This is a genomic window from Pseudactinotalea sp. Z1739 (assembly GCF_049725055.1).
In the GTDB taxonomy this organism is placed as follows: Bacteria; Actinomycetota; Actinomycetes; order Actinomycetales; family Beutenbergiaceae; genus CALKWS01.
The window spans coordinates 87,948-111,479 of record NZ_JBMPQA010000004.1 but is presented as its reverse complement, the minus strand read 5'-3'; the positions used below and the strand labels follow the sequence as shown (position 1 = coordinate 111,479).

The window sequence follows — 23,532 nt, the reverse complement described above, 5'->3', positions numbered from 1 at the left end:
GGCAGGCCCTGACGAACCCTGCTCGCCCACCGGGCGCAGGGAGGCGCCCGCGTGTGGGGTCGGCTAGGGCTGCGCGGAGCGTTCGTCCAGTTGGGTGATGAACGACTCGGCGGCGGCGAGTTGGGCCGCGAGTGCGTCACGCCGTGTGGTGGCCGCCCCCCGGAGGGCGATGAGCTGGCTCGTGAGCTCCGCGCGGCGGGAGGCGGTGGGCTCGGCGTCGAGTTCGGCGATCACGTCGAGGACCTCGCGCATCTCCTCGAGGCTGTACTCCAGCGGCTTCATCTTCTTGATCAGTTCGAATTTGGAGACGTCGCTGTCGGTGTAGAGCCGGAAGCCTCCTTCGGTCCTGCTGGAGGGCGTGACCAGACCGACTTCGCCGTAGTAACGGATGGTGCGCTGGGACAGGCCGGTGCGTTCAGCCACCTCCCCGATCTGCATGTGCGCAGCCATAGCCCTCCTTCTCCGGTGGCCTGACTCTACCGGCTGGTGCTCCCGCTCTACCGGGTCGAGCGATGGCGACGGCAGCACCATTGATGGCCGGCACGCCGAGGGGCGAGGAACGTCACACAAACTCTACCCTCTCGTTAGGGTCGAGTTTCGGTCGGACTGCGCAGGTGCCGTCGATGATGCCCAGCACCTGGGCACTTCGACGCTCAACGGCGCGCCGTGATCGTGACCATCGGCGAGTACCGCCGCTGAACCCCCGGAGTCTCCTTGTCCACGCCTGCTGCTGCCCAGCCCGACCGCCGGAGCGCCCCGCGTCCGCCCCGGCGGACCCCGATGCAGCGCCGCAAGGCGCGCACCGAAGACGTCACCTCGGTGATCGGTACGCTGCGCAGCCCGCGCAGGTTGCGCACCGAGGTGCTGGCCGGGCTGGTGGTGGCCCTGGCGCTGATTCCGGAGGCGATCAGTTTCTCCATCATCGCCGGGGTGGACCCGCGGGTGGGGCTGTTCGCCTCCTTCACGATGGCGGTGTCCATCGCGTTCCTGGGTGGGCGCCCGGCGATGATCTCGGCGGCCACCGGCGCGATCGCGCTGGTGATCGCCCCGGTGATGCGCGAGCACGGGATGGACTACCTGATCGCCACGGTGATCCTGGCCGGGATCATCCAGGTGCTCTTCGCCGTGCTCGGGGTGGCCCGGTTGATGCGGTTCATCCCGCGCAGCGTGATGGTCGGGTTCGTCAACGCCCTGGCGATCCTGATCTTCATGGCGCAACTGCCGTACCTGACCGGGGTGAGCTGGCTGGTCTACGTGATGGTGGCCGTGGGCATCGCGATCATGGTGTTCCTCCCGAAACTCACCGCGGTGGTGCCGGCGCCGTTGGTGGCGATCGTGGTGCTGACCACCGTCACCGTCGCCTTCGCGTTCGCGGTCCCGAACGTGGGCGATCAGGGTGAGTTGCCGGACTCGCTGCCGTCGTTGTTCCTGCCCGATGTGCCCCTGAACCTGGAGACCTTGCAGATCATCGGCCCGTTCGCGGTCGCGATGGCGCTGGTGGGGGTGATGGAGTCGCTGATGACGGCCAAACTGGTCGACGACGTGACCGACACCCACTCCAACAAGACCCGGGAGACCTGGGGGCAGGGCGTGGCGAACATCATCACCGGCTTCTTCGGCGGCATGGGCGGGTGCGCGATGATCGGCCAGACGATGATCAACGTGAAGGCCTCCCGGGCCCGCACGCGCATCTCCACCTTCCTGGCCGGGGTCTTCCTGCTGATCCTGGTGGTGGGCTTCGGCGACGTCATCGGGCAGATCCCGATGGCGGCCCTGGTGGCCGTGATGATCATGGTCTCGGTCGCGACGTTCGACTGGCATTCCATCCGGCTCAACACGCTTCGCCGGATGCCCAAGAGCGAAACCGCCGTGATGCTCACGACCGTGGTGATCACGGTGGCCACGCACAACCTGGCCTACGGGGTGCTGGCCGGGGTGGTGGTGGCCGCGGTGATGTTCGTCAACCGGGTGGCCCACTTCACCGAGGTCATCGAAGTGGACCGCCCCGATGAGGACACCCGCGTCTACGCCGTCATCGGCGAGTTGCTCTGGGCCTCCTCCAACGACCTGATCTACCAGTTCGACTACACCGGGGACCCCGCGAACGTCGTCATCGACCTGTCCCAGTCCCACATCTGGGACGCCTCCACCGTGGCCACCCTCGATGCCATCACCACCAAGTACGCCGACAAGGGCAAAACGGTCACCATCACCGGGCTCAACGACGCCAGCTCCGAACGCCACGCCCGGTTGGCGGGGCACCTGAACAACGGCCACTAGGTGTCCTGGCTGGGTACAACTAGGTTCCGCCGGGGCCACCGGCGCCACCGGGGCACCACCGGTGCGGACCTGTGCCCCGGGCACGGGCCAGGCGGCCGCGGACCAACGCGCACGCGCCATGAACCGGCACTCCCACGGTGTCAATTCTTGCCAAGGGGTACCGGGCACCTCGGCTACTGTCGCTGTACAGCCGCGGCGGTCGCGGGCGTAGATTGCTCACACAGACCGACGACGAGGAGGCCGTGTGCGCGCGCTGATCGCCCTCGGGGGCAACGCGATGACCTCCTCCACCGGGGAGGCCACGGTCGCCGCTCAGGAAGCGGCCCTGGGCACGGCGGCGGAACGGATCGCCGATCTGGTGGCCCGGGGCGTGGACGTGGTCATCACCCACGGCAACGGACCCCAGGTGGGCAACCTGCTGGTGAAGAACGAGCTGGCCGCCGATGTGGTGCCCATCGTCCCGCTGGACTGGTGCGGCGCCCAGACCCAGGGCACGATCGGCTACACCCTGACCAAGCGTCTCGATGAGGCGTTCGCGCGGCGCGGCCTCGACCGGCGCTCCGCGTCGGTGGTCACCCGCGCCCTCGTCGACGCCGACGATCCCGGCTTCACCACACCGACCAAACCGATCGGCCGGTTCCTGCCCGAGGCCGAGGCCCGGCGCTTCATCGCCGAGGGGCAGAACTGGCAGGACATGGGTGAGCGGGGGTGGCGCCGGGTAGTGGCCTCGCCCGAGCCGCGGGAGATCCTCGACGCCCCGGCGGTGCTGAGCCTGGTGCGAGCCGGCTTCGTCACCGTCGCCGCGGGGGGCGGCGGTATCCCGGTGGTGCGGGAAGCCGGCGGCGCGCTCCTGGGGGTCGAGGCCGTGATCGACAAGGACCTCGCGGCCGCGCTGCTGGGCGCGCTGGTCGATGCCGACGTGTTACTCATCGCCACCGACGTGGAGCACGCGATCGTGGGGTACGGCACCCCGCAGGCCCGGCCGTTGGGTGCCATCGACGTGGAGGAGTTGACCGCGATCGCCGCCGAGGGTCACTTCGCCGCAGGCAGTATGGGGCCCAAGGTCGAGGCCGCGCTGCGCTTCGCCCGCAGCGGCGGCCGGTCCGTGATCACCTCCCTGGACCACATCGTCGAGGCGGTCGAGGGCAGGGCCGGCACCCAGGTCACCGCCGCGCCCCAACCCGCCCGCACCGAACCCCAACCCGTCCGCACCGAACCCCACCCCGTCCGCACCGAACCCCACCAATCCCGCCCGTAGCAGTTCACCGAAAGGAACGGACACCACGCCATGCCAGAAGCCATCGAGATCCGTAAGGTCCCCATCAAGAACGTCACGGACGCGTCCGGTCTCACCGAACTCATCGACGCCGGCACCATGCAGGCCGACCGCGTCATCGCCGTCATCGGCAAGACCGAGGGCAACGGTGGGGTGAACGACTACACCCGCATCATCGCCGACCGAGCCTTCCGCGAAGTGCTGATGGCCAAGGGCACCCGCAGCGAGGAGGAGGTCAAGCAGATCCCGATCGTGTGGTCCGGCGGGACCGACGGTGTCATCTCCCCGCACGCCACCATCTTCGCCACCGTGCCGGCCGAGGAGACCATCCAGACCGACGAGCCCCGGGTCTCGGTCGGCTTCGCGATGAGTGAGACCCTGCTGCCCGAGGAGATCGGGCGCACCCCGATGATCGAGAAGGTCGCCGCCGGTGTGAAGGTGGCCATGGAGCGCGCCGGCATCACCGACCCCGCCGACGTGCACTACGTGCAGACCAAGACCCCGCTGCTGACCATGCACACGATCGCCGACGCCAAGTCCCGCGGGGAGACCGTGTGGACCGAGGACACCCTGGGGTCGATGGACCTGTCCAACGGCACCACCGCGCTGGGGATCGCGGTGGCCCTGGGTGAGATCGAGATGCCCACCGATGCCGATGTAATGAAGAACCGGGATCTGTACTCCGCGGTGGCCTCCTGCTCCTCCGGGGTGGAACTGGACCAGGCCCAGATCGTGGTGGTCGGCAACGCCCGCGGTGTGGGTGGGCGGTACAAGATCGGCCACGCGGTGATGCGCGACGCGATCGACACCGACGGCATCTGGGATGCGATCCGCAACGCCGGGCTGGTGTTGCCCGCCCAGCCCCACCGCGATGACATCGACGGGCGCCTGGTGAACGTGTTCCTCAAGTGCGAGACCTCCGGCGACGGGCAGGTCCGCGGGCGCCGCAACGCCATGATGGACGACTCCGATGTGCACTGGCACCGCCAGATCAAGGCCGCCGTGGGTGGGGTGACCGCCTCGGTGACCGGTGACCCGGCGGTGTTCGTGTCCGTCTCCGCCGCCCACCAGGGGCCCGACGGCGGCGGCCCGGTGGCCGCGATCGTGGACCTGGGTGATGAGCCCACCGGGTACCGCCCGCCGAAGCCGACCGCCTGAGCCGGCGGCTCGCCCGCCGCACCACCCCCGCCACGCCGCGCGCCGCACCACCCCGTCGCGCCGCTACATCACCCCGTCGTCGCGCCACCCCGTCGCGCCGCGCCACCCCGTCGCGGCGCGCCCGCCGCACCACCCTGCTCCGCGCGCCGCACCACCGTGCCGCGCCAGCCGCGCCGCTACATCACCCCGCCGCAACCGCCCAATTGGATGGTTGCGGCGGGTGGTGATGCGGTGGGTTCGCTGGAACTATCCAATTGGATGGTTGCAGCGAGTGGGGATGCGATGGGATCGCCGGAACTATCCAATCGGACGGTTGCGGCGGGCGGGCCGGTGGCCGGTGGCGCGCGGTGGCGGTGCGGGGTGGCGGCGCGAGGGGGTGGTCCGGGGTGGCGGCGCGGGGTGCCGCGCGGGCTACAGGTCCGCGGGGGTGTCGATGTCGCGGCCGGTGGCCCGGTCCGAGCAGTCCACGGCTAGCACGTCGCGGCCCCGGAGGTAGTCCCGGGCGCCACGGTCTCCCTGGGCGCTCGCGATCACCCCGGGCCAGTGCTCGCGGCCGATGAGCACCGGATGCGCCGGGCCGTGGCCGTAGTCCGCGCGGGCCAGCACGTCGGGCGCGGAGCGGGCGATCACCCGCGCGACGACGTCGGGCCCCACGTCGGGCAGGTCCACCAGGTGGATCAGCGCCGCATCCGCGGCGGCCGGCGCCGGATCGTCGCCATACCCATCCCGGTCGGGGCGCCCGGCCCCCTCGGCCAGCATCGCCAGGCCGGTGCGCAAGGCGGCGCCCATCCCGGTCGCCCAGTCACTGGCCTCGAGTGCCTGCACGTCCAGGCCGTTCAGCAACGCCCGCGCCTCCTCTGCTGCGGCACCGAGGACGACGACGACGGGCGAGCAGCCGCCGTCGTGCAGTGCCCGGACGGCGGCGGTGAGCCAAGGCGTGCCATCGACCGAGCGCATCAGCGCCTTCGGCCGGCCCATCCGCCGCCCGGCCCCGGCCGCCAGCAGGATGCCCGCCACGTTCGCCATCGAGTCAGCGTATCGATGCCGGCTCACGGCTCATGGGTGCGGTCGGTGCCTGCCCGCTCAGAGCGCCGCCGGTACTTCCTCGCCCCGGGAGAACTGCGTGCGGTACAACTCGGCGTACCGGCCCTCGGCGACGAGCAGCGCGGCATGGCCGCCGGACTCCACGATCCGGCCGTCCTCGACCACCAGGATCGTGTCCGCCGCCTGGATGGTGGACAGGCGGTGCGCGATCACGATGGCGGTGCGCCCGGCCAGGGCCTCGGTGAGCGCGGCCTGCACGGCAGCCTCGGAGGTGGAGTCCAGGTGGGCCGTGGCCTCGTCCAGGATCACCACCCGCGGCTGGGCGAGCAGCATCCGCGCGATCGTCAGCCGCTGGCGCTCCCCGCCGGAGAGGCGGTACCCGCGCTCACCGACCACGGTGTCCAGGCCGTCGGGCAGCGAGGCGACCAGCTCACCCAGCCGCGCCCGGTGCAGTACGGCCCAGACCTCGTCGTCGGACGCCTCCGGCCGGGCCCGCGCGACGTTGGCCCGCACGGTGTCGTGGAACAGGTGCCCGTCCTGGGTGACCATCCCGATGGCATCGCGCAGGGAGTCGGTGGTGGCATCGCGCACGTCCAGCCCGCCGATGCGTACGGCGCCGGAGTCGACGTCGAACAGCCGCGGGATGAGGGAGGCGATGGTGGACTTTCCCGCGCCGGTGGAGCCCACCAGCGCCACGGTCTGCCCGGGCTCGGCCCGCAGGTTCACCTGGTGCAGCACCGTGGCGCCGGCCCGCGGGTCCAGGGTGGCGACCTCCTCCAGGGAGGCCAGTGAGACCTGCTCGGCCGAGGGGTAGGCGAAGGAGACATCGTCGAACTCGACCGACAACGGCCCATCCGGCAGCGCCACGGCGTCGGGCTTCTGCCTGATGAGGGGTCGCAGGTCGAGCACCTCGAAGACCCGCTCGAAACTGACCATCGCGTTCATCACCTCCACCCGGGTGTTGGCCAGGGCCGTCAGCGGCGCGTACAGCCGGGTCAGCAACAGCGCCAGGGCCACGACCGCGCCGGCCTCCAACTCCCCGGCCAGGGCGAAGAACCCGCCCAGTCCGTAGACCAGCGCCAGCGCCAGGGCCGAGACCAGGGTCAGGGCGATGAAGAAGACCTCCTGAACCATCGCTGAACGGACCCCGATGTCACGGACCCGCGCGGCCCGGGAGGCGAACTCGACCGACTCGCGTTCCGGGTGCCCGAACAACTTGATCAGGGTGGCGCCGGCGGCGGAGAACCGCTCGGTCATCTGGGTGCTCATGGTCGAATTGTGGTTCGCGGCCTCGCGTCGCAGCCGGGCCAGCCGCGCACCCATCCGCCGGGCCGGGAGCACGAACACCGGCAGCAGCAGCAACGTCATCACCGTGATCTGCCAGGACAGTGAGACCATCGCGATCAGCGCCAGCACCAGGGTGACGACGTTGCTGACCACCCCGGAGAGGGTGTCGGAGAACGCGCGTTGGGCTCCGATCACGTCGTTGTTCAACCGGCTCACCAGCGCACCGGTGCGGGTGCGGCTGAAGAACGCCACCGGCATCGTCTGCACGTGGTCATAGACCGAGGTGCGTAGGTCCAGGATCAGCCCTTCACCGATGTTGGCCGACAGCCAGTGCTGGATCAGTCCGAACCCGGCCTCGGCGAGCGCGATGAGCCCGATCAGCACAGCGAGGACGACGACGACGCGCACCTCGGCGTTGTGGGTGATCGCGTCGATGACGCGCCCCGCCAGCAGGGGCGTGGCCACGGTCATCGCTGCGGTCAGGACGCTGACCAGGGTGAACCAGACGATCCGGCGCCGGTGCGGGACGGCGAATGCGGCGATCCGGGCCAGGGTGGCGCGGGAGAATGGCCGTCGGTCGTTCTGGGCGTGCATGGCGGTGTACATCGAGTGCCACGCGGTGGACTCCATGCTCATGGGGTGCTCCCCTTGGGTCGGGATCGTGCGGGGGGATCGTGCGGGCGCGGGAGGGGTTGCGCCGCTGGGCGGGACCGGGCCGCGCTGAAGCCACTACTGTGTACCCTCAACCATGGTTGAGGTCAACGGGATTCTGGAGCGATCATGACCACAGCGCCCGCGTGGAACCGCAACGAACTCAGCATCGGGGAGTTGGCCGCCCGCAGTGGGACACCGGCCTCAGCGCTGCACTTCTACGAACGCAAAGGCCTGATCACCAGCACTCGGACCGCGGGCAACCAGCGCCGGTACCGGCGCGACACCCTGCGCCGGGTGGCGCTGATCCGCATCGCCCAGCGGGTGGGCGTTCCGTTGGCGCAGGTGCGGGAGGCCCTCGACGAACTGCCCGCCGGGCGGACACCCACGCGAGCGGACTGGCAGCGGCTCTCGGGGCGCTGGCGAACGGAGTTGGACGAGCGCATCCACCAACTGCAGCAGTTGCGCGATGACTTCACCGACTGCGTCGGGTGCGGGTGCCTGTCCATCGACCGGTGCGGGCTAGCGAACCCCGAGGACGTCTACGGCCGTCGCGGGCCGGGGCCGAGGCGGTTGCTAGAAGAGTGAGGGGCGGGAGGCCGGGCGCCCGCACCTGTGCCCAGGCTCCTCCGGGCACCGTGTGCCTGCGGGATCGTGGGGGGTTTACTCGTCGTCGAGGCGGAAGCCGACCTTCAGGCCGACCTGGAAGTGCCCGATCTGGCCGTCCTCGACGTGGCCGCGGATCTGGGTGACCTCGAACCAGTCGAGGTTGCGCAACGTCTTGCTCGCCCGGGCCAGGCCGTTACGAATCGCGGGGTCGACACCTTCGGGGGAGGAGCCGACGATCTCGGTTACTCGGTACGTGTGATCGCTCATGGTTCATTGTGGCCGTGCTCGGTCCGCACTGCATGTGGGCCGGCGCCGACGTCGGCCTCAACCGCAGGCTTCAACCGCAGGCTTCAACCGAGCGCCGACCGGATCCGCTTGGCGTACTCGGTGGCCTCGTCGTCGTCGTAGCGCTGGCGGGGCCAGAAGAACCCGCGCAGGCCGTCCTTGCGGCGGCGCGGGATCACGTGGGAGTGCAGGTGGGCCACACTCTGGCTGACGACGTTGTTCATCGCCACGAACGTCCCATGTGCCCCTAGCGCCTCGGGCAGCGCGGCGGACACGCGCTGCACCGCGGCGAAGAACGGTCCCACCTGCGCCGGGGGCAGGTCCGGCAACGTCACGTGGTGCTCGCGCGGGATCACCAGCACGTGGCCCTTGAACAGCGGGTGTATGTCCAGGAAGGCCAACGCGTCCTCGGTGTCCAGCACCAGGTTCGCCGGCTCGGTGTGGTCGGCGATGCGGCAGAAGGCGCAGATGGTCATAACGTGCCGTGGGGACGGGGTGTGGTGCGGCGTCGATCCATGGGCCCGATGATGGCAGCGGCTCGTTGCGCGCGCCCGTTGGCTGCGGGCGGCCGAGCGGGAGGAAGACCAGGACGACGGCACGCACCTGCTCTTGCGTGGCCACGTGCGCCCGGCGGTAATCCAGCCGCTGCTTTGGCGCAGTTATATGACCTCGACCTGCACCGAGTGCCACCCGGTGGCGCCGTCGGGCACCGGTGGCATGGCGCGTTCGGTCTGGGTGGCCCCGCTGCCGTCGGTGGCGCGTACGACGATCACGTGCTCACCGGGTGTGGCCTCCCAGTCCAGGTGCCACATCCGCCAGGCATCCACGCTGGGCTCGGCGGCCAGGGTGGCCTGCTGCCAAGGCTCGTTGTCGATCCGGACCTCGACTGCGCTGATGCCGCGGTGCTGGGCCCAGGCCACCCCGGCGATCACCGTCGCCCCGGCCTGCACGCGCTCGCCGGCCGGGACGTCGATGCGCGATGCGGTCTTGATCGGCCCGCGCTCGGACCAACCTCGCGGGCTCCAGTACCCCTCGTCGTCGGCGAACCGGGTGCCTTCAGATCTGTCACCCACTTGGTTGCCGACACGTACCCGTACAGCCCGGGCACCACCAGCCGCACCGGGAATCCGTGCTGGGCCGGCAGCGGCCGCCCGTTCATCGCCACCGCCAGCAGGGCGTTGCGCTCGTCGGTGAGGACGTTCAGCGGAGTGCCGGCGCTCCACCCGTCGGCGCTGGTGGACAGCACCATGTCCGCATCCGGGTCCGGCTCGGCCCGGGCGAGGAGCTCGCGCACCGGCCACCCGGTCCATACCGCGTTACCGACCAGGTCCCCACCGACCGGGTTAGACACGCACGTCAGTGTCACGGCCGCCTCCACCATCTCCTGGGCCAGTAAGTGATCGAAGTCGATCTCCACCTCCCGTTCCACCAGGCCGTGCACCCGCAGCCGCCACGTGCCCGGGTCCACCTGCGGCACCGCTAGCGCGGTATCGATCCGGTAGAAGGCGTCGTTCGGGGTTCGCCAGGGCGAGAGTCCCTCCACACCCGGATCGACCTGTGCCGGAATCACCACCGGCTCGGCCACGGCCGGCACGGTGAACATCTCCCGTGCGGCGCGCACCACCTGACCGGCGCCCTGCAGCGCCCGGCCGGCCACGATACCCAGCGTCCCCAGTACCGTCAGCGAGGCGCCCCAGACCAGCACCGAACGCCGGTCGGTGCTCGTGGCCGGCTGCTCCACCCCGGCCTGCCGTTGCGGGCGCGGCCGGCTGAGCCCGTTCAGCACGAACAGGCCGACGACGACGGCGACCGCGGTGGGTACGACGTCGCCCACCTGCGCCCCAGGACGGGTGAGCACCGTCGTCGTCCCCACCGCGCCCACCACCACGAAGGTGAGCATCGCCGTCGTCATCCGGCTGGCCGCAAGACGCCCGATGCCGGCGCAGACCACGGCCAGCACCACGCCCATCCCGACCAGCAGCACGGTCTTGTCCGCGGTGCCGAAGGTGGCGATGGCGAAGTCGCGCAGCCACGCCGGGGAGTGATCGACGGTCGTGTCGGCCACAGCCAGCAGCGGTGACGGGGTGGACCTCGCGGCGCCGGTGCGGGTGAGCAGGGCGGCGCCGACCTCCGCCACGCCGAGGGTCACCGCCCCCGCGGCCACCCCGGCCAGCGCGGCTTCTGCTGCGGAGCCCCGGCTCATCACCCCATGATCGCACTAGGTGGTAACTCATCCGCATGTGCTGATCCATCGCGATCAGTCCGGAAGGTGAACTTGACCTAGAACTGTCGCGCCGCCTTGTCAATCCGCAGCTACCGGGGCTCACCGGATGTGGCCGGAACCGTTGGTGCGGACTGGGCCGAGCGGCCCCGCGTCAACGCCGCCCCGGCGGGAACCCGATCGTCGAGGAACTCGAAACCACCTGCCTGCATGCGCCCGACCCGAACCTCCAGCCCGGCACCAACCCAAGGGAGACGGCGGGGCGCGGCGTCCGTAGAAACGGCATCGAAAGCAGGCGACGCGCCGAGGCAATGCCACCTCAGATCCGCATCGCTAGCGTATTGAGGCCGATTCTTAGGAGTGGCCCTGAACGCTCGTTTCGATCGCCGCCAAAGGTGTGCGACCTCGTTGGGAATTTCGGTACGCCTGTGCGCTCGCGCGAGAGCGGTCGTTGACACGGTCCTGTATCCACTGGCCTGAAGGAGAATATTCGACTGAGAGATGATCCTCTTGGGCCCCGGAACTTCGCAACGCGATGATTGATGCTGTCAGGGGTGCGCACGGCATGAGTCGTGAGGACGCGTTGCGAGAAACTGCCCGCATCTTCGGTGTGGCTCGCCTCGGTTCCAATGTCAGAGGCAGACTCGAAGGCGTTCTTCGCGGCGCAATCTCGGAGAGGCTCCTTGTCGAGCAGGGCGGAACGGTTCAAGAAGCAACGAGTGAATAGATGGGGCGGTCCAGCTCCGCGCCCAGCCGCCTCGGCGCTAAGCCCGCCCATACTCACCCCCCGGTTCCGCCTCCGAACAGCACCGCCCGCCGGTAGCGTTCAGGTTCGACGAACTGGCCGAAGGGGATCATGAGGTTCGCGCGACTTCGATACGCGGCGTTGCTGGCAGGGCTGCTGGCGCTGGTGGCGGCCGGGTGCACCTCCCCGGCACCGGACGCCTCCCCAGCACCGGACGCGTCCCCGGATGAGGGGATCACCGCGGCTCCCGTCGAGGACGAGGACGGGTTGCTGCCTTCCCCGGACGCGCCGGACGACGACCCGCCAACCACCACCACGACCACCCTGGTCCAGGCCGCCGTGGCGGCCGGACAACTGGATGAGCCCACCGGACTGATGTACCGGGTGTGGGGTCAGTTCAACGACCCGCGCCTGCCGCGGGAGTACCGCGGGGAGTCCGCCTCCCACGATTCCGCGGCGCTGAACCAAGCGGTCCGGGAGTTGGACACCCTGCCTGCCGAGGTAGCCGAGGCCGTGGGCCCGTATCTGCTGCGCCCCACCGACCCGCAGAGCGCGTTCAGCCACAGCCCGGACGGGGCAGGCGACAGCCAGAACGACAGCGACAACCAGGACGGCGAGGACTCAGACGCTGAGGCCGGCGCCGAGGGCGCGGAGGGCCGGGGGTGGCAGCAGGCTGCGCTGACGTGGACCCAGGTGAACGCCCCCGAGAACAACGAGTCAGGTGGCCGGCAGTGCCCGGGCGACTGGGAGACCCGGGCCAGCGACCAGGTCCCGATCCGGGTCTGGATCTGCGCCGACCGCGGTGCGGGCACGGTGGGAGCCGAGGAGGCGTTGGAGGCCGTCATCGGGATCGTCGATGGCACCGTGCCGGAAATGACCAAACCCGTTCCGGAGGGCATGGGTCCCCCGAAGCCGGACAGGCCCGCTGATGATCCGCATCCGGACTCCGATGACAAGGTCGACATCTACCTGCTCGATGCGGGCTGGCTCGGCCCGGAACGCCGAGGCGAGGTGAGCAGGATCGAGAGTGGCGCCGGGGGCTTGGCCGTCCCGACCCGTCCGGCTGGGCGTACCGCCTCCAGCGGCTACGTCCTGATCGACGCCGGCGTCCTGGAGGACCACGGAACCGGTCCGGATTCGGAACTGGCCCGTGTGGTGGTGCACGAGGTCTTCCACGTGCTCCAGTTCGCCCACCACGACCACCTCGATGAACGCTGGTTAATCGAGGGCACCGCAACCTGGGCGGAGCGGTACTACCTGCCCGGGGACTTCGGGGATGAGCACCTGCGGCACCTGCACAGGATGCAGAGGGAGGACGGCTCGCTGGTTGCCGAGACCCATCCGGACAAGCCCTACGCCACCGCCCTCTGGGCGATGTTCATGGAACAGGAAGCCGGGGCTCAGTCCATCTTCAACACCTGGCAGGACTTGTCGGGAACCGGCGGCGGGCACGAGGACGTGCTGGCGGCAATCGACGCCCAGGTGCCGGTCGCGACCAGGTTCCCGGATTTCGTGATGCGAATGGTCAACGCCAACCCAGCGGGCAACCCCATCGGCACCCGGTTCGTGCACCTGGACCCCAATTTCCCAGATGACGTGCTGCCCCCGATGCCCGACCACGACCTTGGCGAGGACGCACTGACCATCGACCACACCGGCGTCCCCGGACTGGGGTATGAGTACCACATCATCTACCCCGAGGGCTCGCGCGAGGAAACGGCCGGGGTGCGCGTGACCGTCGAACTTGAGGACGAGGGCACCCCCAAGATGGAAGCGATCGTGCGCGACGAGCGTGGCAGATACAGCCGGCGCACGGTCAGCCTCACACCGGACGGCAGCGAGTTCTGCGTCGCCGGGATCCTCATGCTCATCGTGTCCAACTCGCACACCGACCCCGGCGCGGCCCTGTCGGGTGAGGCCACCGTCGAGCGGATCCACGATCTGCACTGCGACCCGCCTGCGGGGGAACTGCTCCTGGAGATGGAGGGTCAGTACGACGACCCACCCACCGCGACACCGGTCACCATCCACGCGGAGGTGCACTGGAACGGTGCCCTCCAGGTTCACCTCGAACAGACCCAGGACGGCGGCGCGCCCGCCCCCCTACCCCCCATACCCGGGTTCGACGAGGACGATCTGCGGCCGCCCAGCCATGACGACGGCGTCACGCGGTACTCGGGCGCGGGCTCGTTGTGGTCGGTGCACGGGTCGTTCCGAAGCGAACGCTGCTCTCCCTACCTAGGGTGCGAAGACCATGTGGTCGAGCAGCGGTTCGAGGGCCAGGCCACCCTAGGTGGCATGTGGGGGGAGACCGAGGACGGCGGCTACCTCACCGCAGAGGTAGACGACAGCGGTATGCAGTTGCACGGGAGCCTACCGGTGACCGTCACCACCGTCATCCACCACCCCAGACGGGAGACAACCACCCACACGGAGGTCGAGCACTGGCCGCTGACCTGCCACACCGGCCGACCGTTCCACCACGTGACCGCGGGCCATGACATCTACTTCCCCCCGGACCGCAGCACCACGCTCACCGGCCACCTGAACGATGAGGACCACGCCGTGATCGACGTCGAATGTTCCCAGACGTGGCAGCCCACGACCGCCAACTCCTCCGGCACCACGACCTTCACCGTCAACGGCATCCTCATCGTCGACGACTGACCCCGCTGCTCGGCGGTTGGCGCTGCGCCCCCACTGGCAGCACCCGCGGTGTTCGGCGACAGTGGCATGACCACCACAAGGGCCGCTGACGATCACCCCAGACGACTGGAGGCCACCATGATGCAGATGCACACCACGCCCGAGGGCCTGATCGAGGTGACAGCCTCGAGCACAGTCACCGAGGAGGACTACGAGCACCTCGCCCCGCAGATCCACGCGGCGCTGGACCAGCATCCGCGCCTACGCATGCTCGCCGACCTGAGCCGGATGGAGGGCCTGAGCCCCAGTGGGGTGAAGGAGGACGTGAAACTCGCCCTCTCCCGCCTGGGAGATCTGTCCAGGTTCGAGCGGGTGGCGGTGCTCACCGACGGCGGCGTGGTCCGGGCGCTGTCCAAGGCCGGAGGCGCGCTCATCCCGGGCGTGACGGTGGAACTGTTCGAGTCCGGTCAGCGCCAGCGGGCGTTGGCGTGGCTGGATGCTGGCGAATGAAGTCGCTGACCAACTCGGCCAGAGCCTCGGTATGGGTGGTCGCAACCACATGACCCGCCCCAGGGACCACGGCGTGGTCGGACTGGGGGAGCCAGCGTTGCAACACCTGGCGGGCTTCGCGGAACCAGGGACTGGTTGACTGGCCACCCACACAGAGCACCGGGCACCGGATCCGGCTGAGGTCACTGCGCTCGGGCTCCCAGTGCAGCAGGGCCGGCATATCCGAGGTGAAGAACGTTACGGCGTCGCGCTCCATCGCGGCCACCGACCCGGGCATGTCGGCCTCACACCACTCCCGCCAGTCCGGGCCGGCCAACATGGAAAGGAACTCCGCCAGCGCCGCCGCTGCGCCCTGCGCCTCGAACAGGCTCACGAACCCGGCGGCGTCGGTGCGGAACTGGGACACGGTGGGGCCCTGGATAGGGGGTGTTTCAACCACCGTCAGGGTGTGCACGTCCCGGGGGGAGACCGCGGCGAGGGTCAGGGCGATCGCGCTGCTGAAACTCACGCCCACCAGGTGCACCGGTGCCAGGCCGAGCGCACCGATGAGCCCGCGGACGTCGTCGGCCAACTCGGCCATAGTCGCCCCCGGGACCGCCGGGCTGCTCCCGGCGTAGCCGCGCCGATGGCAATGGATCACCGCGCCCGGCGTGTGTGCTGCCAGCGCCCTGCTCAGCGGTGCCAGTTCATCGGCGTGTAACGCCGTTTGGATCACCAGCACGGACGGCGTGCCGGTGCCGAACACCTCCGCCTCCAGCGACCCGTGCTCAATTGGCACCGCGACCATCTCAGCCACGGTTGCAGTGTGCGCTCCTGGTGTCAGCACCGCAATACTCTGCGCTGCCTTGGCGGCCCGCGCTGCTACGTCGGTCAAGAGGCCGACAGCGCGGGCAGCGTGCTCGCACGTCTATCACCCAGCGGTCGGTGTCGTGGCCAGCGACGCCGCCCAGGCGTCCAGCCCCTCCTGGATCTGGGCATCGGTGCGCTCCTGCATCCGGGTCATGATCGTCCAACGCACCCCGAACGGGTCCTGGATGGAGGCGAACCGGTCCCCGGTCACCTCGAAGTCGGCCGCCTCCTCCCGCACCCGCGCCCCGCGCTCGCGGGCCGCCAGCAGCACCGCATCGACGTCGGGAAGGTAGATCGCCAGGCTGAAGCTGACGTCGTCATCCGCTGGGTTGTTGGCGACCGTGTTGAACTGGCCGTTCGGATCCATCACGGTCATCCGGCCGTGGCCCATGTTCAGTTCACAGTGCCAGACCGACCCGTCCGGGCCGTCCATCCGGGTCGCGACCTCGGCGCCGAACACGGCCGCGTAGAAGTCGATCGCGGCGCTCGCCGGGGTGACCACGATCAGAGGGCTGAGGGTGGTGAATCCGTCGGGCAGATAGTGCGTGCTCATGGGCTCCAGCCTCCCTACAGTGACGCATGTGGGGCTTGAAGATCCGCGACAACCTCCTGCCGCCCACGCCGGCCGCCAGGGCGCGGTGCTGTGGCCGAAGGCCGGCGCCCGGGTGTTCGACACCGGCCGCCTGAGCGTGCCCGCGCCCCTGGATCAGGTGGTGGCCTACTACTGGTGGGTCACCTGGCGCCACGAGGAACCCGCGCCCTTCCGCCAGCAGGTACTGTCCCACCCGGTCACCCACCTGACCGTCGAGGCCGCCGAGGGCGGAATCCTGCACCACCGCACCGTCCCGGCCGCGCTCGTGCACGGCCTGGTCACCAAGGTCTTCACCGTCGACCTGCCCGTGGCCGGGCGGGTGGCCGGCATCGCCTTCCACCCCGGCGGCCTGGCCGCCCTGCTGGACCGGGACGTACGGGACTTGACCGACGCCGTCGTCGGCGCCGAGGAGGTCTTCGGGCCCGCCGTCGCCGGGTTCACCGCACAGGTCCTGGAAGCCGACGACGACGAGGCTCGCCGCGACATCGCCGGCACCTTCCTGAGCACCTACTGGGCGCACCGGGCCGAGCAGGTGCGCGCCGATTCGGGGTATCCGGTGGTGCGGGCGGCGGTGGAGTTGATGCGCGAGCGCGAGCACGTGACGCTGGCACCGATCGCCGAGCACGTGCACGTCTCGGTGCGCACCCTGCAACGGTTGTTCACCCGGTACGTGGGCGCCTCCCCCCTCTGGGTGCTGCGCCGCCACCGGCTGCAGGACGCCGTGGCCGCCCTGGACGCCGGTGCGGGCGAGGACCTCTCGGCGCTCGCGGCCTCCCTGGGGTTCGCCGACCACGCCCACTTCACCCGCGCCTTCACTCAGGTGATCGGGGTGCCACCGTCGCGTTACCGGGCGGCGCAGCGCTAGGAGGGTGCTGAAGAAGGCGCTGTTGTGGCTCGCGATCTGAGCGGGACGGGCGGGCCGCCATCACTTTGGACGTCAGAGCGGCTCTGGTAAGTCACAGCGCTTGGCTGGACAACGAGGTCGACCCGCCCGCCGGGTCCGATTCTGCTCGTCAATCAGGCCCGAGGCCAGGGTGATGGCCGCCGTGCTCAGGCGGTGGCCATCACCCAGATTCCGCCGGTGCGCTGCAGCCCTAGCGTGAGCAGCCGCTTGAGGTTGATGGCTGCGGCGCGGCGGGCGAGCCAGTGGTCGTTCTTGGTGATCCCGCGGTAGCGGACCTTGCGGTTACCGCGGGTGAGCCAGGCGATGGAGCGCTCGACCATCGGCCGCTGACTGCGGTAGGTCTCCTGGAAGGTGGGCTGCTGGGCCCGGGCGCGGTGCGCGCGTTGCAGCCCGTCATGGGGGTGGAGGGTGAGCTTGCGCCCGCTTGTTGCGGTGGTGCAACGATCGCGTAGCGGGCAGCCGCGGCAGCCGGCGCCGAAGGTGACCTTGCGCTTGGGACTGATGCTGCGTGTGAGCCCACCTGGGCAGGTGACGGTGCCGGCGGCCTCATCGACGGTGAAGTCCTCCAGAGTGAACCCGCCCGGGACGGCCGGGCGCAGCGGCCAGGGCTTGATGATCGCGGTGTGCCCTGCCTGCTCCAGGGCGGCCAGCGCGTCGCCGGTGCCGTAGGCGGAGTCGGCCAGGACCTCCACCGGGACCTGCCTGGCAGGCGGCTCCTGCCTCGCCGTGGCGTGCGCCGCATCCCCGACGGTCCCGGCGTCCTTCGCGTGCTCCGACTGGTGGGGCGTCAGTGTGCTGTCGGTGGCCAGCAGGTCCGTCCCCACGGTCCCGTCAGCCGACTCCGGTCCCGCGGCCTTGGTCAGCCTCGTGGCGGTGAACAACCCGGTGGTCGGCTCGACCACGACATGAGCCTTGAACCCGTCACGGCGCTGATGAACGGTCTTGTGCGCGTGGCGGGTCTCCGGATCGACGGTGGAGATCACCCGGTCGTAGGCCACCTTGCGAGCGATGCGCCAGCGACCGTCGGTGCCATCAGAACCCTCGGCCGGCTCCACGTCCTGCCCGGCGACCACCGCCAACAGCGCCACGACCTGGGCCTCGTCCTCCTCCAACCCATCGACATCGATGTGGTCCAGCAGCACCAGAGCGTCGGTGACCAGGGCTGAGACGAGCTCCTCACGGGCGGCCGGATCGTCCCAGGCGATACGCGGCTTGCCCGGCGAGGAGTAGTCGTGGCCGGTGCAGTACTGCGCGACCAGCTCCTTGCCACCGGTGACATCCCGGGCCACCCGGCGGATCGCGGCGATCAACTGGGTGACGGTGTCCTGAGTGGCCACCGCGTCCTCCAGCACCGTGGAGTCCAGCGCCCGCCGGTTCTTGCCCCGCAGCACCCCGGTCTCCATCACCACCGCGTTGACCGCCTCAAAGATCCGGTTCGGCCGCTGTGACTGAGCCAGGCGGCGGCGCCAATACGTCAACGTCGTGGGATGGAACGCCGGCGACTGCACACCCAGCCCGCAGGCCGCCTTCCACCGCAGATCGAAGGTCACCGCCTCGGTAGCCTCCCGGTCTGACAACCCGTGCAGGGCCTGCAACACCAGCACCGCGGCCACCACATCCGCCGGCACCGACGGGCGACCCCGCGCAGACCGGAACAGGTCAGCGAACATCGCCTCCGGAAACAGAGTCAGCCGGTGCTCGGCCAGGAACGCGAACACGCTTCCCGGCTCGAGAAGATCCCCGGCCATCGACTCCGCGTCGAACAGATCCCGCTGATCCCGCGATCTCCCCTGCATACACCAAGCGTTCCCCACCCGGACCCACCCACCGGGCAGGGACACGCATTCTTCAGCAGTCTCCTAGCGACTGACCCCTCTGGCCGAGGCCCGGACCGCGGCGGCGGTGGCCATCTATGACTGGGTGCCGTAGGCGCGCAGGAAGGTCTGCGCCCCGGCCAGGGCCTTGCGCCGCACCCGGGCCCGTGACATCGGCGGGGCGCCCAGCATCCGGCGGTCCAGGTCCGCGCCCATCACCAGGAACGCGAAGTGCTCGGCGGCCAGGTCCGGGTCCTCGGCGGCCAACTGGCCGCGCTCGGTGAGTTCAGCGAAGGCGGCCGCGAGGGCGGTGAGGACCGCCTCCGGGGCTCTGGTGCGGTACTGCTGGGCCAGGTCGGGGAACTCCGCGGACTCGGTGGCCACCAGCCGGCGCAGGTCGGTCACCTGCCCGATCAGCACGTCCTGGGCCAGGCGCACCGCCAGGTGCGGCAGGTCCGGGGTCGCCTCGGCCACGTTCTCGATCTCGGTCACCAGATCGGCGATGAAGGTCTCGGCGATCGCGATCGAGGCCTCGAGTGCGGTGCGGAACAGGGCTTCCTTGTCCTCGTACAGGTTGTAGATGGTGCGCTTGGTGATGCCGGCCCGGGCGGCGACGTCAGCGACGCTGGTGTCCCGGTAGCCCTGCTCGGCGAAGCAGTGCCGGGCCGCGTCGATGATGCGGGCTCGTGAGCGCAGCACCCGGGGGTCTTCCATGTTCGGCTCCCATCTTTTACACTCATCAGTGTAAGAGGTGAGACGATGGCCGATACCGCACCCACACTGAACCGCGACGCCGCGATCACCCGCAGCCTGCTCGGCTGGGGCGTGGTGGCCGGGCCGTTCTACCTCATCGTCGGCCTGGTGCTGGCGCTGACCCGCCCCGGCTTCGACCTGAGCGCCCACGCACTCTCGCTGCTCACCCTGGGTGAGGGCGGGTGGATGCAGCGGGCCAACCTGGTGCTGAGCGGGCTGATGGTGCTCGCGGCCGCCTACGGCATCTTCCGGGCGATCCGCAGCGGGCGCGGGCTCGCGATCTCCGCCCTGGTGGCCGTTTACGGTGCTGGCCTCATCCTGAGCGCGATCTTCCGGCCGGACCCGATGGCCGGGTTCCCGCCGGACGCCGCAGAGGCCACCGCTTCCACCGGGGGGATCTTGCACCTGGTGTTCGGGGCTCTGGGGTTCCTCGCCCTGGCCGCGGCGGCGCTGGCGTATGCGGCCTGGATGCGCGCGGACTCGGTCCCCGGACCCCGGTGGCCGGCGATCGGCCTCGCGGTGCTGATCGTGGCCGGGTTCGTCGGCGGGGCGGCGCTGGCCACCACCCCGGCCGGGGTGGCGCTGCTGTGGCTGGCCGTGACCGCCGGCTGGCTCTGGCTCGCCCTGGCGTGCGCGCGGATCTACCGCTGGGTGCCGCACCCGGACACAGGAGAAGTCGCGTAAGAAGCCGGCCGGCCGGTACCCGAGCCGAATCCACACCTCCGAGGCCTACCAGTGGTACCCGCCGAGCGTCTTCCGGCGGGTGCGGACCGGCGGCAACGGCGTTAGCGTCGAGAACATGCGATCGTCGAACCCACTGCACGAGCCGGCCGCCCACCTCCCGGACGGCGTGAAGATGCCGATGCTGGGTTTCGGGACGTGGCAGATCAGTGGCGAGCAGTGCCGCCGCGCCGTGGCCACCGCCCTGGGTGCGGGGTACCGGCACCTGGACACCGCCGCGATGTACCGCAACGAGGCTGAGGTCGGGCAGGCGCTGGTGGACTCGGGGCTGCCCCGCGAGGACGTCTTCATCACCACGAAGCTGTTGCCCGCCGACGCCGCCCGGGCCCGCGAGGCGCTGGATGACAGTCTGGCCGTCCTGAACGTACCGAGCGTGGACCTCTACCTGATCCATTCACCACCTGAGGAGGGTGGCCCCGGCATCTGGGAGCAACTGCTCGCCGCCCGCGAGGAGGGGCTCGCCCGGGCTGTGGGCGTGAGCAACTACAGCATCGAAGAGGTCGATGAGTTGATCGAGGCCACCGGAGTCGCCCCGGCGGTCAACCAGGTGCGGTGGGCGCCGTCGGTGCACGACCCGGTGTTCCTGGCCGAGTCCGCCGAGCGCGGCGTCGTCGTGGAGGGGTACAGCCCGTTCCGCAGCAGCGACCTGGAGGACCAGACCCTGGGCGCCATCGCCGATGCCCACGATGTCACCCCCGCCCAGGTGGTGCTGCGCTGGCACCTGCACCACGACATCGTGGTGATCCCCAAGTCGGTCACGCCGCGGCGGATCCGCGCCAACGCCGACATTTTCGGTTTCTCCCTGACCGCCGACGAGGTGGCCCGCATCGACGCCCTGGCGGGCTGAGCGTCCGCAGGCGGTACAGGGCGTGGCGGGCTGAGCGTCCGCGGGCAGTCCCGGGCGTGGCTGGACGGGCGGCCGTGGGCTCGGCAACCGCACCGGTTATGGTGGGAGGGGCCGTAGTCGCGCGGGAACACGGGGCACGAGCCGCCCAGTCAGTGAGAGACAGATGAAACTATTCGTGCAAGTGCCGTGTCTGAATGAAGAGCAGACGCTGCCCATGGTGCTGGCATCCATCCCCACCCGGATCCCGGGAATCGAGTCCATCGAGATCCTCATCATCGATGACGGCTCCACCGACCGGACCGTCGAAGTGGCGCGCGCCCACGGGGTCAAGCACGTGGTCAGCCACGTGGGCACCATGGGTCTGGCGCGTTCGTTCCGCGACGGTGTCGACTACGCCCTGGCCCACGGCGCGGACATCGTGGTGAACACCGACGGCGACAACCAGTACCCGCAGGACCGCATCGCCGACCTGGTGCAACCCCTCGTCAACGGCAGCGCCGACATCGTCATCGCCGACCGCCAGACCGCCACCACCCCGCACTTCTCGCCCTTCAAGAAACTCATGCAACGGGTCGGCTCCGCGGTGGTGAACAAGGCCGCAGGCACCGACCTGCCCGATGCGGCCAGCGGCTTCCGGGCCTACTCCAAAGTCGCCTTGCTGCGCCTGAACGTGGTCACCACCTTCTCCTACTGCATGGAGACCATCATCCAGGCCGGGAACAAGCGGCTGCGGATCGCCTCGATGCCGGTCCAGACCAATCCGAAAGCCCGCGAATCACGCCTGTTCAGCCACATCGGCCAGCACATGGCTCGCTCGGGCTCGGCGATCGTGCGCTCCTATCTGATGCACAAACCGCACTACATCCTGGGCGCCCTGGGCACGCTGCTGCTGATCCTCGCGGCGATACCGTTCGTGCGATTCGCCGTGTTCTGGCTGCAGGGAAACGGCGCCGGACACGTACAGTCACTGATCTTCGGGACCGCGATGCTCATCGGGGGGTTGCTCTCCTTCGCGCTGCTCGTGATCGCCGACCTGCAGCGCACCAACCGGGTGCTGCTGGAGGAGACCCTGGAGCGCCTCAAGGTCATGCAGTACCCGCCCACGCAGAAGCACGACGACGAAAGTGCGGGCAGCGTAGAGCAGGGCAGCACAGACCGGGGTGGGGCGAGCGCGAACGGGGCTGCGTCGTCGTCGGCCGTGCCGCACAGGCTCAGGGGAGCGCGATGATCACCACACTCAAGCGCGTGGCCAAGAACCTGCTCGCCGTCCCGGCGGTGCGCAAGGTCTACGAGGGCGGCACCCGGGCCACGCTCAACCTGTTCGGCTCCCACCGTCTGCCCGCGACGGCTTACTCGGTGCCCGGGCTGCTCACCTTCAACCGGGAGCAGTACGCGGTGCTGTCCGGGCGGCGCGCCTACTTCCGGGCGCTGAGCACCTCCCGGCCCACCCACGTGGAACTGCGGCGCAATATCCACCGCCTGGAGAAGGGGATGTCGATGCAGCCCCGCCGTCCGGTGTTCGCCCGGGACTACATCGGCGAGACCGTGGACTACTACCGCGTCGCGGTCGCCGGGCAGGCCGGCGACCGTTCGATCGAGCGCGACGAACTGCTCTGGGCGCGCGAGGTCCTCACCGAGTACTTCGAGATCGTCCCGGACGGGGACCCGGGGGTGGATCGGGCCCGGTCGCAGTTCGCGGCGATCCCCGTGCCCGACGGCGAGACGAACGGGGTGCCGATGCGCCCCTATCCGCAGCGCGACATCAAACCCAGCGACATCACCTATGACCAGCTCCTCGCCCTGGCCAAGCAGCGCCGCTCGATCCGGTGGTTCGACCAGCGCCCGGTGCCGCGGGACCTGATCGACAAGGCCCTGCTGGTGGGCCGGGAGTCCCCGACGGCGTGCAACCGGCTCCCGTATGAGTTCCTGGTGTTCGACGAGCCCGAGATGGTGCGCAAGGTCGCCTCGATCCCGTTCGGCACGGCCGGGTACCACCACCAGATCCCCACGGTGATCGTGGTCAAGGGCAACCTGGACAACTACTTCTCCCCGCGGGACCGGCACGCTATCTACATCGACAGTGCACTGGCCACGATGGGGTTCCTGTACGCCCTGGAGACCCTGGGCCTGAGCTCATCGGTGATCAACTGGCCCGACTTCGAGCCGCTGGAGATGAAGATGGCGAAGACCCTGGGCCTAGCGCCCCATGAGCGGGTCATCTGCCTGATCGCCGTCGGGTACGCCGATCGCGACGCGCTGGTGGCCTCCTCGCCGAAGAAATCCCTCGACGTTCTGCGCCGTTTCAACAGTGCGCGATGAC

The 23,532-nt window shown here is 69.9% G+C and carries 22 protein-coding genes; 11 read left to right on the top strand and 11 right to left on the bottom strand.

Annotated features, from left to right (window positions below):
• Nucleotides 1–63: 63 nt before the first annotated feature.
• Entirely contained in the window at nt 64–450 is a 387-nt protein-coding gene (locus tag ACO0LV_RS06700; protein WP_424787104.1) for a MerR family transcriptional regulator, read from the bottom strand.
• Between the two features lie 330 nt (nt 451–780).
• Between ACO0LV_RS06700 and ACO0LV_RS06695 the strand changes: the two genes are divergently transcribed.
• From ACO0LV_RS06695 to ACO0LV_RS06685, 3 genes are all read left to right on the top strand, one after another.
• Nucleotides 781–2,280: a SulP family inorganic anion transporter gene (locus ACO0LV_RS06695; RefSeq protein ID WP_424787103.1), complete on the top strand. Its 1,500-nt coding sequence runs from the start codon at nt 781–783 to the stop codon at nt 2,278–2,280.
• A 244-nt stretch (nt 2,281–2,524) separates the two neighbouring features.
• Nucleotides 2,525–3,538: a carbamate kinase gene (locus tag ACO0LV_RS06690; RefSeq protein WP_424787102.1), complete on the top strand. Its 1,014-nt coding sequence runs from the start codon at nt 2,525–2,527 to the stop codon at nt 3,536–3,538.
• 30 nt (nt 3,539–3,568) lie between these two features.
• Nucleotides 3,569–4,714: a ring-opening amidohydrolase gene (locus ACO0LV_RS06685; protein WP_424787101.1), complete on the top strand. Its 1,146-nt coding sequence runs from the start codon at nt 3,569–3,571 to the stop codon at nt 4,712–4,714.
• Between the two features lie 411 nt (nt 4,715–5,125).
• Here ACO0LV_RS06685 and ACO0LV_RS06680 read toward each other — a convergent pair whose 3' ends face one another.
• Nucleotides 5,126–5,740, bottom strand: a complete 615-nt coding sequence (locus ACO0LV_RS06680; protein WP_424787100.1) for a nucleotidyltransferase family protein — start codon at nt 5,738–5,740, stop codon at nt 5,126–5,128.
• A 57-nt stretch (nt 5,741–5,797) separates the two neighbouring features.
• Nucleotides 5,798–7,681, bottom strand: a complete 1,884-nt coding sequence (locus tag ACO0LV_RS06675; protein WP_424787099.1) for an ABC transporter ATP-binding protein — start codon at nt 7,679–7,681, stop codon at nt 5,798–5,800.
• Nucleotides 7,682–7,825: 144 nt separating this feature from the next.
• Between ACO0LV_RS06675 and soxR the strand changes: the two genes are divergently transcribed.
• Nucleotides 7,826–8,284: a redox-sensitive transcriptional activator SoxR gene (gene soxR, locus ACO0LV_RS06670; RefSeq protein WP_424787098.1), complete on the top strand. Its 459-nt coding sequence runs from the start codon at nt 7,826–7,828 to the stop codon at nt 8,282–8,284.
• A 75-nt stretch (nt 8,285–8,359) separates the two neighbouring features.
• Here soxR and ACO0LV_RS06665 read toward each other — a convergent pair whose 3' ends face one another.
• The 4 genes from ACO0LV_RS06665 to ACO0LV_RS06650 all read right to left on the bottom strand — a co-directional run bounded on the left by ACO0LV_RS06665 (nt 8,360) and on the right by ACO0LV_RS06650 (nt 10,793).
• A complete protein-coding gene (locus ACO0LV_RS06665; RefSeq protein ID WP_424787097.1) occupies nt 8,360–8,572 on the bottom strand; it encodes a dodecin in 213 nt (70 codons plus the stop codon).
• Between the two features lie 83 nt (nt 8,573–8,655).
• Entirely contained in the window at nt 8,656–9,066 is a 411-nt protein-coding gene (locus tag ACO0LV_RS06660) for an HIT family protein (protein ID WP_424787096.1), read from the bottom strand.
• Between the two features lie 183 nt (nt 9,067–9,249).
• Nucleotides 9,250–9,540 (bottom strand): hypothetical protein, encoded by a 291-nt coding sequence (locus ACO0LV_RS06655; RefSeq protein WP_424787095.1) that lies wholly within the window; start codon nt 9,538–9,540, stop codon nt 9,250–9,252.
• The gene (locus ACO0LV_RS06650; RefSeq protein WP_424787094.1) at nt 9,519–10,793 is read right to left on the bottom strand and encodes a molybdopterin-dependent oxidoreductase; all 1,275 of its coding nucleotides are present in this window, start codon (nt 10,791–10,793) and stop codon (nt 9,519–9,521) included. Before ACO0LV_RS06650 ends, ACO0LV_RS06655 begins: the two co-directional genes overlap by 22 nt.
• Nucleotides 10,794–11,667: 874 nt before the next feature.
• On the opposite strand from ACO0LV_RS06650, the gene ACO0LV_RS06645 reads away from it, so the two are divergent.
• On the top strand, nt 11,668–14,223 hold the full coding sequence (locus tag ACO0LV_RS06645; RefSeq protein WP_424787093.1) for a hypothetical protein: 2,556 nt from the start codon (nt 11,668–11,670) through the stop codon (nt 14,221–14,223).
• 66 nt (nt 14,224–14,289) lie between these two features.
• Nucleotides 14,290–14,712: an STAS/SEC14 domain-containing protein gene (locus tag ACO0LV_RS06640; protein ID WP_424787092.1), complete on the top strand. Its 423-nt coding sequence runs from the start codon at nt 14,290–14,292 to the stop codon at nt 14,710–14,712.
• Here the strand turns inward: ACO0LV_RS06640 and ACO0LV_RS06635 are convergent.
• The gene (locus tag ACO0LV_RS06635; protein ID WP_424787307.1) at nt 14,633–15,499 is read right to left on the bottom strand and encodes an alpha/beta fold hydrolase; all 867 of its coding nucleotides are present in this window, start codon (nt 15,497–15,499) and stop codon (nt 14,633–14,635) included. The two genes, ACO0LV_RS06640 and ACO0LV_RS06635, sit on opposite strands and share 80 nt — an antisense overlap.
• A 123-nt stretch (nt 15,500–15,622) precedes the next feature.
• A complete protein-coding gene (locus tag ACO0LV_RS06630; RefSeq protein WP_424787091.1) occupies nt 15,623–16,114 on the bottom strand; it encodes a VOC family protein in 492 nt (163 codons plus the stop codon).
• Nucleotides 16,115–16,142: 28 nt separating this feature from the next.
• On the opposite strand from ACO0LV_RS06630, the gene ACO0LV_RS06625 reads away from it, so the two are divergent.
• Nucleotides 16,143–17,018, top strand: coding sequence for an AraC family transcriptional regulator (locus ACO0LV_RS06625; protein WP_424787090.1), 876 nt, complete (start codon nt 16,143–16,145; stop codon nt 17,016–17,018).
• Nucleotides 17,019–17,203: 185 nt separating this feature from the next.
• Here ACO0LV_RS06625 and ACO0LV_RS06620 read toward each other — a convergent pair whose 3' ends face one another.
• Together ACO0LV_RS06620 and ACO0LV_RS06615 are read right to left on the bottom strand one after the other, a co-directional pair.
• Nucleotides 17,204–18,853, bottom strand: a complete 1,650-nt coding sequence (locus ACO0LV_RS06620; protein WP_424787089.1) for a transposase — start codon at nt 18,851–18,853, stop codon at nt 17,204–17,206.
• A 114-nt stretch (nt 18,854–18,967) separates the two neighbouring features.
• Nucleotides 18,968–19,585, bottom strand: coding sequence for a TetR/AcrR family transcriptional regulator (locus ACO0LV_RS06615; RefSeq protein ID WP_424787088.1), 618 nt, complete (start codon nt 19,583–19,585; stop codon nt 18,968–18,970).
• Between the two features lie 45 nt (nt 19,586–19,630).
• Here ACO0LV_RS06615 and ACO0LV_RS06610 point away from each other — a divergent pair, with 45 nt between their 5' ends.
• The 4 genes from ACO0LV_RS06610 to ACO0LV_RS06595 all read left to right on the top strand — a co-directional run bounded on the left by ACO0LV_RS06610 (nt 19,631) and on the right by ACO0LV_RS06595 (nt 23,531).
• On the top strand, nt 19,631–20,308 hold the full coding sequence (locus ACO0LV_RS06610; RefSeq protein ID WP_424787087.1) for a DUF998 domain-containing protein: 678 nt from the start codon (nt 19,631–19,633) through the stop codon (nt 20,306–20,308).
• 115 nt (nt 20,309–20,423) lie between these two features.
• The gene (locus tag ACO0LV_RS06605) at nt 20,424–21,212 is read left to right on the top strand and encodes an aldo/keto reductase (protein ID WP_424787086.1); all 789 of its coding nucleotides are present in this window, start codon (nt 20,424–20,426) and stop codon (nt 21,210–21,212) included.
• A gap of 163 nt (nt 21,213–21,375) precedes the next feature.
• Nucleotides 21,376–22,440, top strand: a complete 1,065-nt coding sequence (locus tag ACO0LV_RS06600; RefSeq protein ID WP_424787085.1) for a glycosyltransferase family 2 protein — start codon at nt 21,376–21,378, stop codon at nt 22,438–22,440.
• Complete coding sequence (locus ACO0LV_RS06595) at nt 22,437–23,531, top strand: nitroreductase family protein (RefSeq protein ID WP_424787084.1); 1,095 nt, start codon at nt 22,437–22,439, stop codon at nt 23,529–23,531. Before ACO0LV_RS06600 ends, ACO0LV_RS06595 begins: the two co-directional genes overlap by 4 nt.
• Nucleotide 23,532: the final 1 nt, after the last annotated feature.

Excerpts from the sequence above, each read along its gene's own strand:
- ACO0LV_RS06700 (WP_424787104.1), bottom strand. The coding sequence starts at position 450 with ATGGCTGCGCACATGCAGATCGGGGAGGTGGCTGAACGCACCGGCCTG.
- ACO0LV_RS06695 (WP_424787103.1), top strand. The coding sequence starts at position 781 with ATGCAGCGCCGCAAGGCGCGCACCGAAGACGTCACCTCGGTGATCGGT.
- ACO0LV_RS06685 (WP_424787101.1), top strand. The coding sequence starts at position 3,569 with ATGCCAGAAGCCATCGAGATCCGTAAGGTCCCCATCAAGAACGTCACG.
- ACO0LV_RS06680 (WP_424787100.1), bottom strand. The coding sequence starts at position 5,740 with ATGGCGAACGTGGCGGGCATCCTGCTGGCGGCCGGGGCCGGGCGGCGG.
- ACO0LV_RS06675 (WP_424787099.1), bottom strand. The coding sequence starts at position 7,681 with ATGAGCATGGAGTCCACCGCGTGGCACTCGATGTACACCGCCATGCAC.
- soxR (WP_424787098.1), top strand. The coding sequence starts at position 7,826 with ATGACCACAGCGCCCGCGTGGAACCGCAACGAACTCAGCATCGGGGAG.
- ACO0LV_RS06665 (WP_424787097.1), bottom strand. The coding sequence starts at position 8,572 with ATGAGCGATCACACGTACCGAGTAACCGAGATCGTCGGCTCCTCCCCC.
- ACO0LV_RS06660 (WP_424787096.1), bottom strand. The coding sequence starts at position 9,066 with ATGACCATCTGCGCCTTCTGCCGCATCGCCGACCACACCGAGCCGGCG.
- ACO0LV_RS06650 (WP_424787094.1), bottom strand. The coding sequence starts at position 10,793 with ATGAGCCGGGGCTCCGCAGCAGAAGCCGCGCTGGCCGGGGTGGCCGCG.
- ACO0LV_RS06645 (WP_424787093.1), top strand. The coding sequence starts at position 11,668 with ATGAGGTTCGCGCGACTTCGATACGCGGCGTTGCTGGCAGGGCTGCTG.
- ACO0LV_RS06640 (WP_424787092.1), top strand. The coding sequence starts at position 14,290 with ATGACCACCACAAGGGCCGCTGACGATCACCCCAGACGACTGGAGGCC.
- ACO0LV_RS06635 (WP_424787307.1), bottom strand. The coding sequence starts at position 15,499 with ATGGTCGCGGTGCCAATTGAGCACGGGTCGCTGGAGGCGGAGGTGTTC.
- ACO0LV_RS06630 (WP_424787091.1), bottom strand. The coding sequence starts at position 16,114 with ATGAGCACGCACTATCTGCCCGACGGATTCACCACCCTCAGCCCTCTG.
- ACO0LV_RS06620 (WP_424787089.1), bottom strand. The coding sequence starts at position 18,853 with ATGCAGGGGAGATCGCGGGATCAGCGGGATCTGTTCGACGCGGAGTCG.
- ACO0LV_RS06615 (WP_424787088.1), bottom strand. The coding sequence starts at position 19,585 with ATGGAAGACCCCCGGGTGCTGCGCTCACGAGCCCGCATCATCGACGCG.
- ACO0LV_RS06610 (WP_424787087.1), top strand. The coding sequence starts at position 19,631 with ATGGCCGATACCGCACCCACACTGAACCGCGACGCCGCGATCACCCGC.
- ACO0LV_RS06605 (WP_424787086.1), top strand. The coding sequence starts at position 20,424 with ATGCGATCGTCGAACCCACTGCACGAGCCGGCCGCCCACCTCCCGGAC.
- ACO0LV_RS06600 (WP_424787085.1), top strand. The coding sequence starts at position 21,376 with ATGAAACTATTCGTGCAAGTGCCGTGTCTGAATGAAGAGCAGACGCTG.
- ACO0LV_RS06595 (WP_424787084.1), top strand. The coding sequence starts at position 22,437 with ATGATCACCACACTCAAGCGCGTGGCCAAGAACCTGCTCGCCGTCCCG.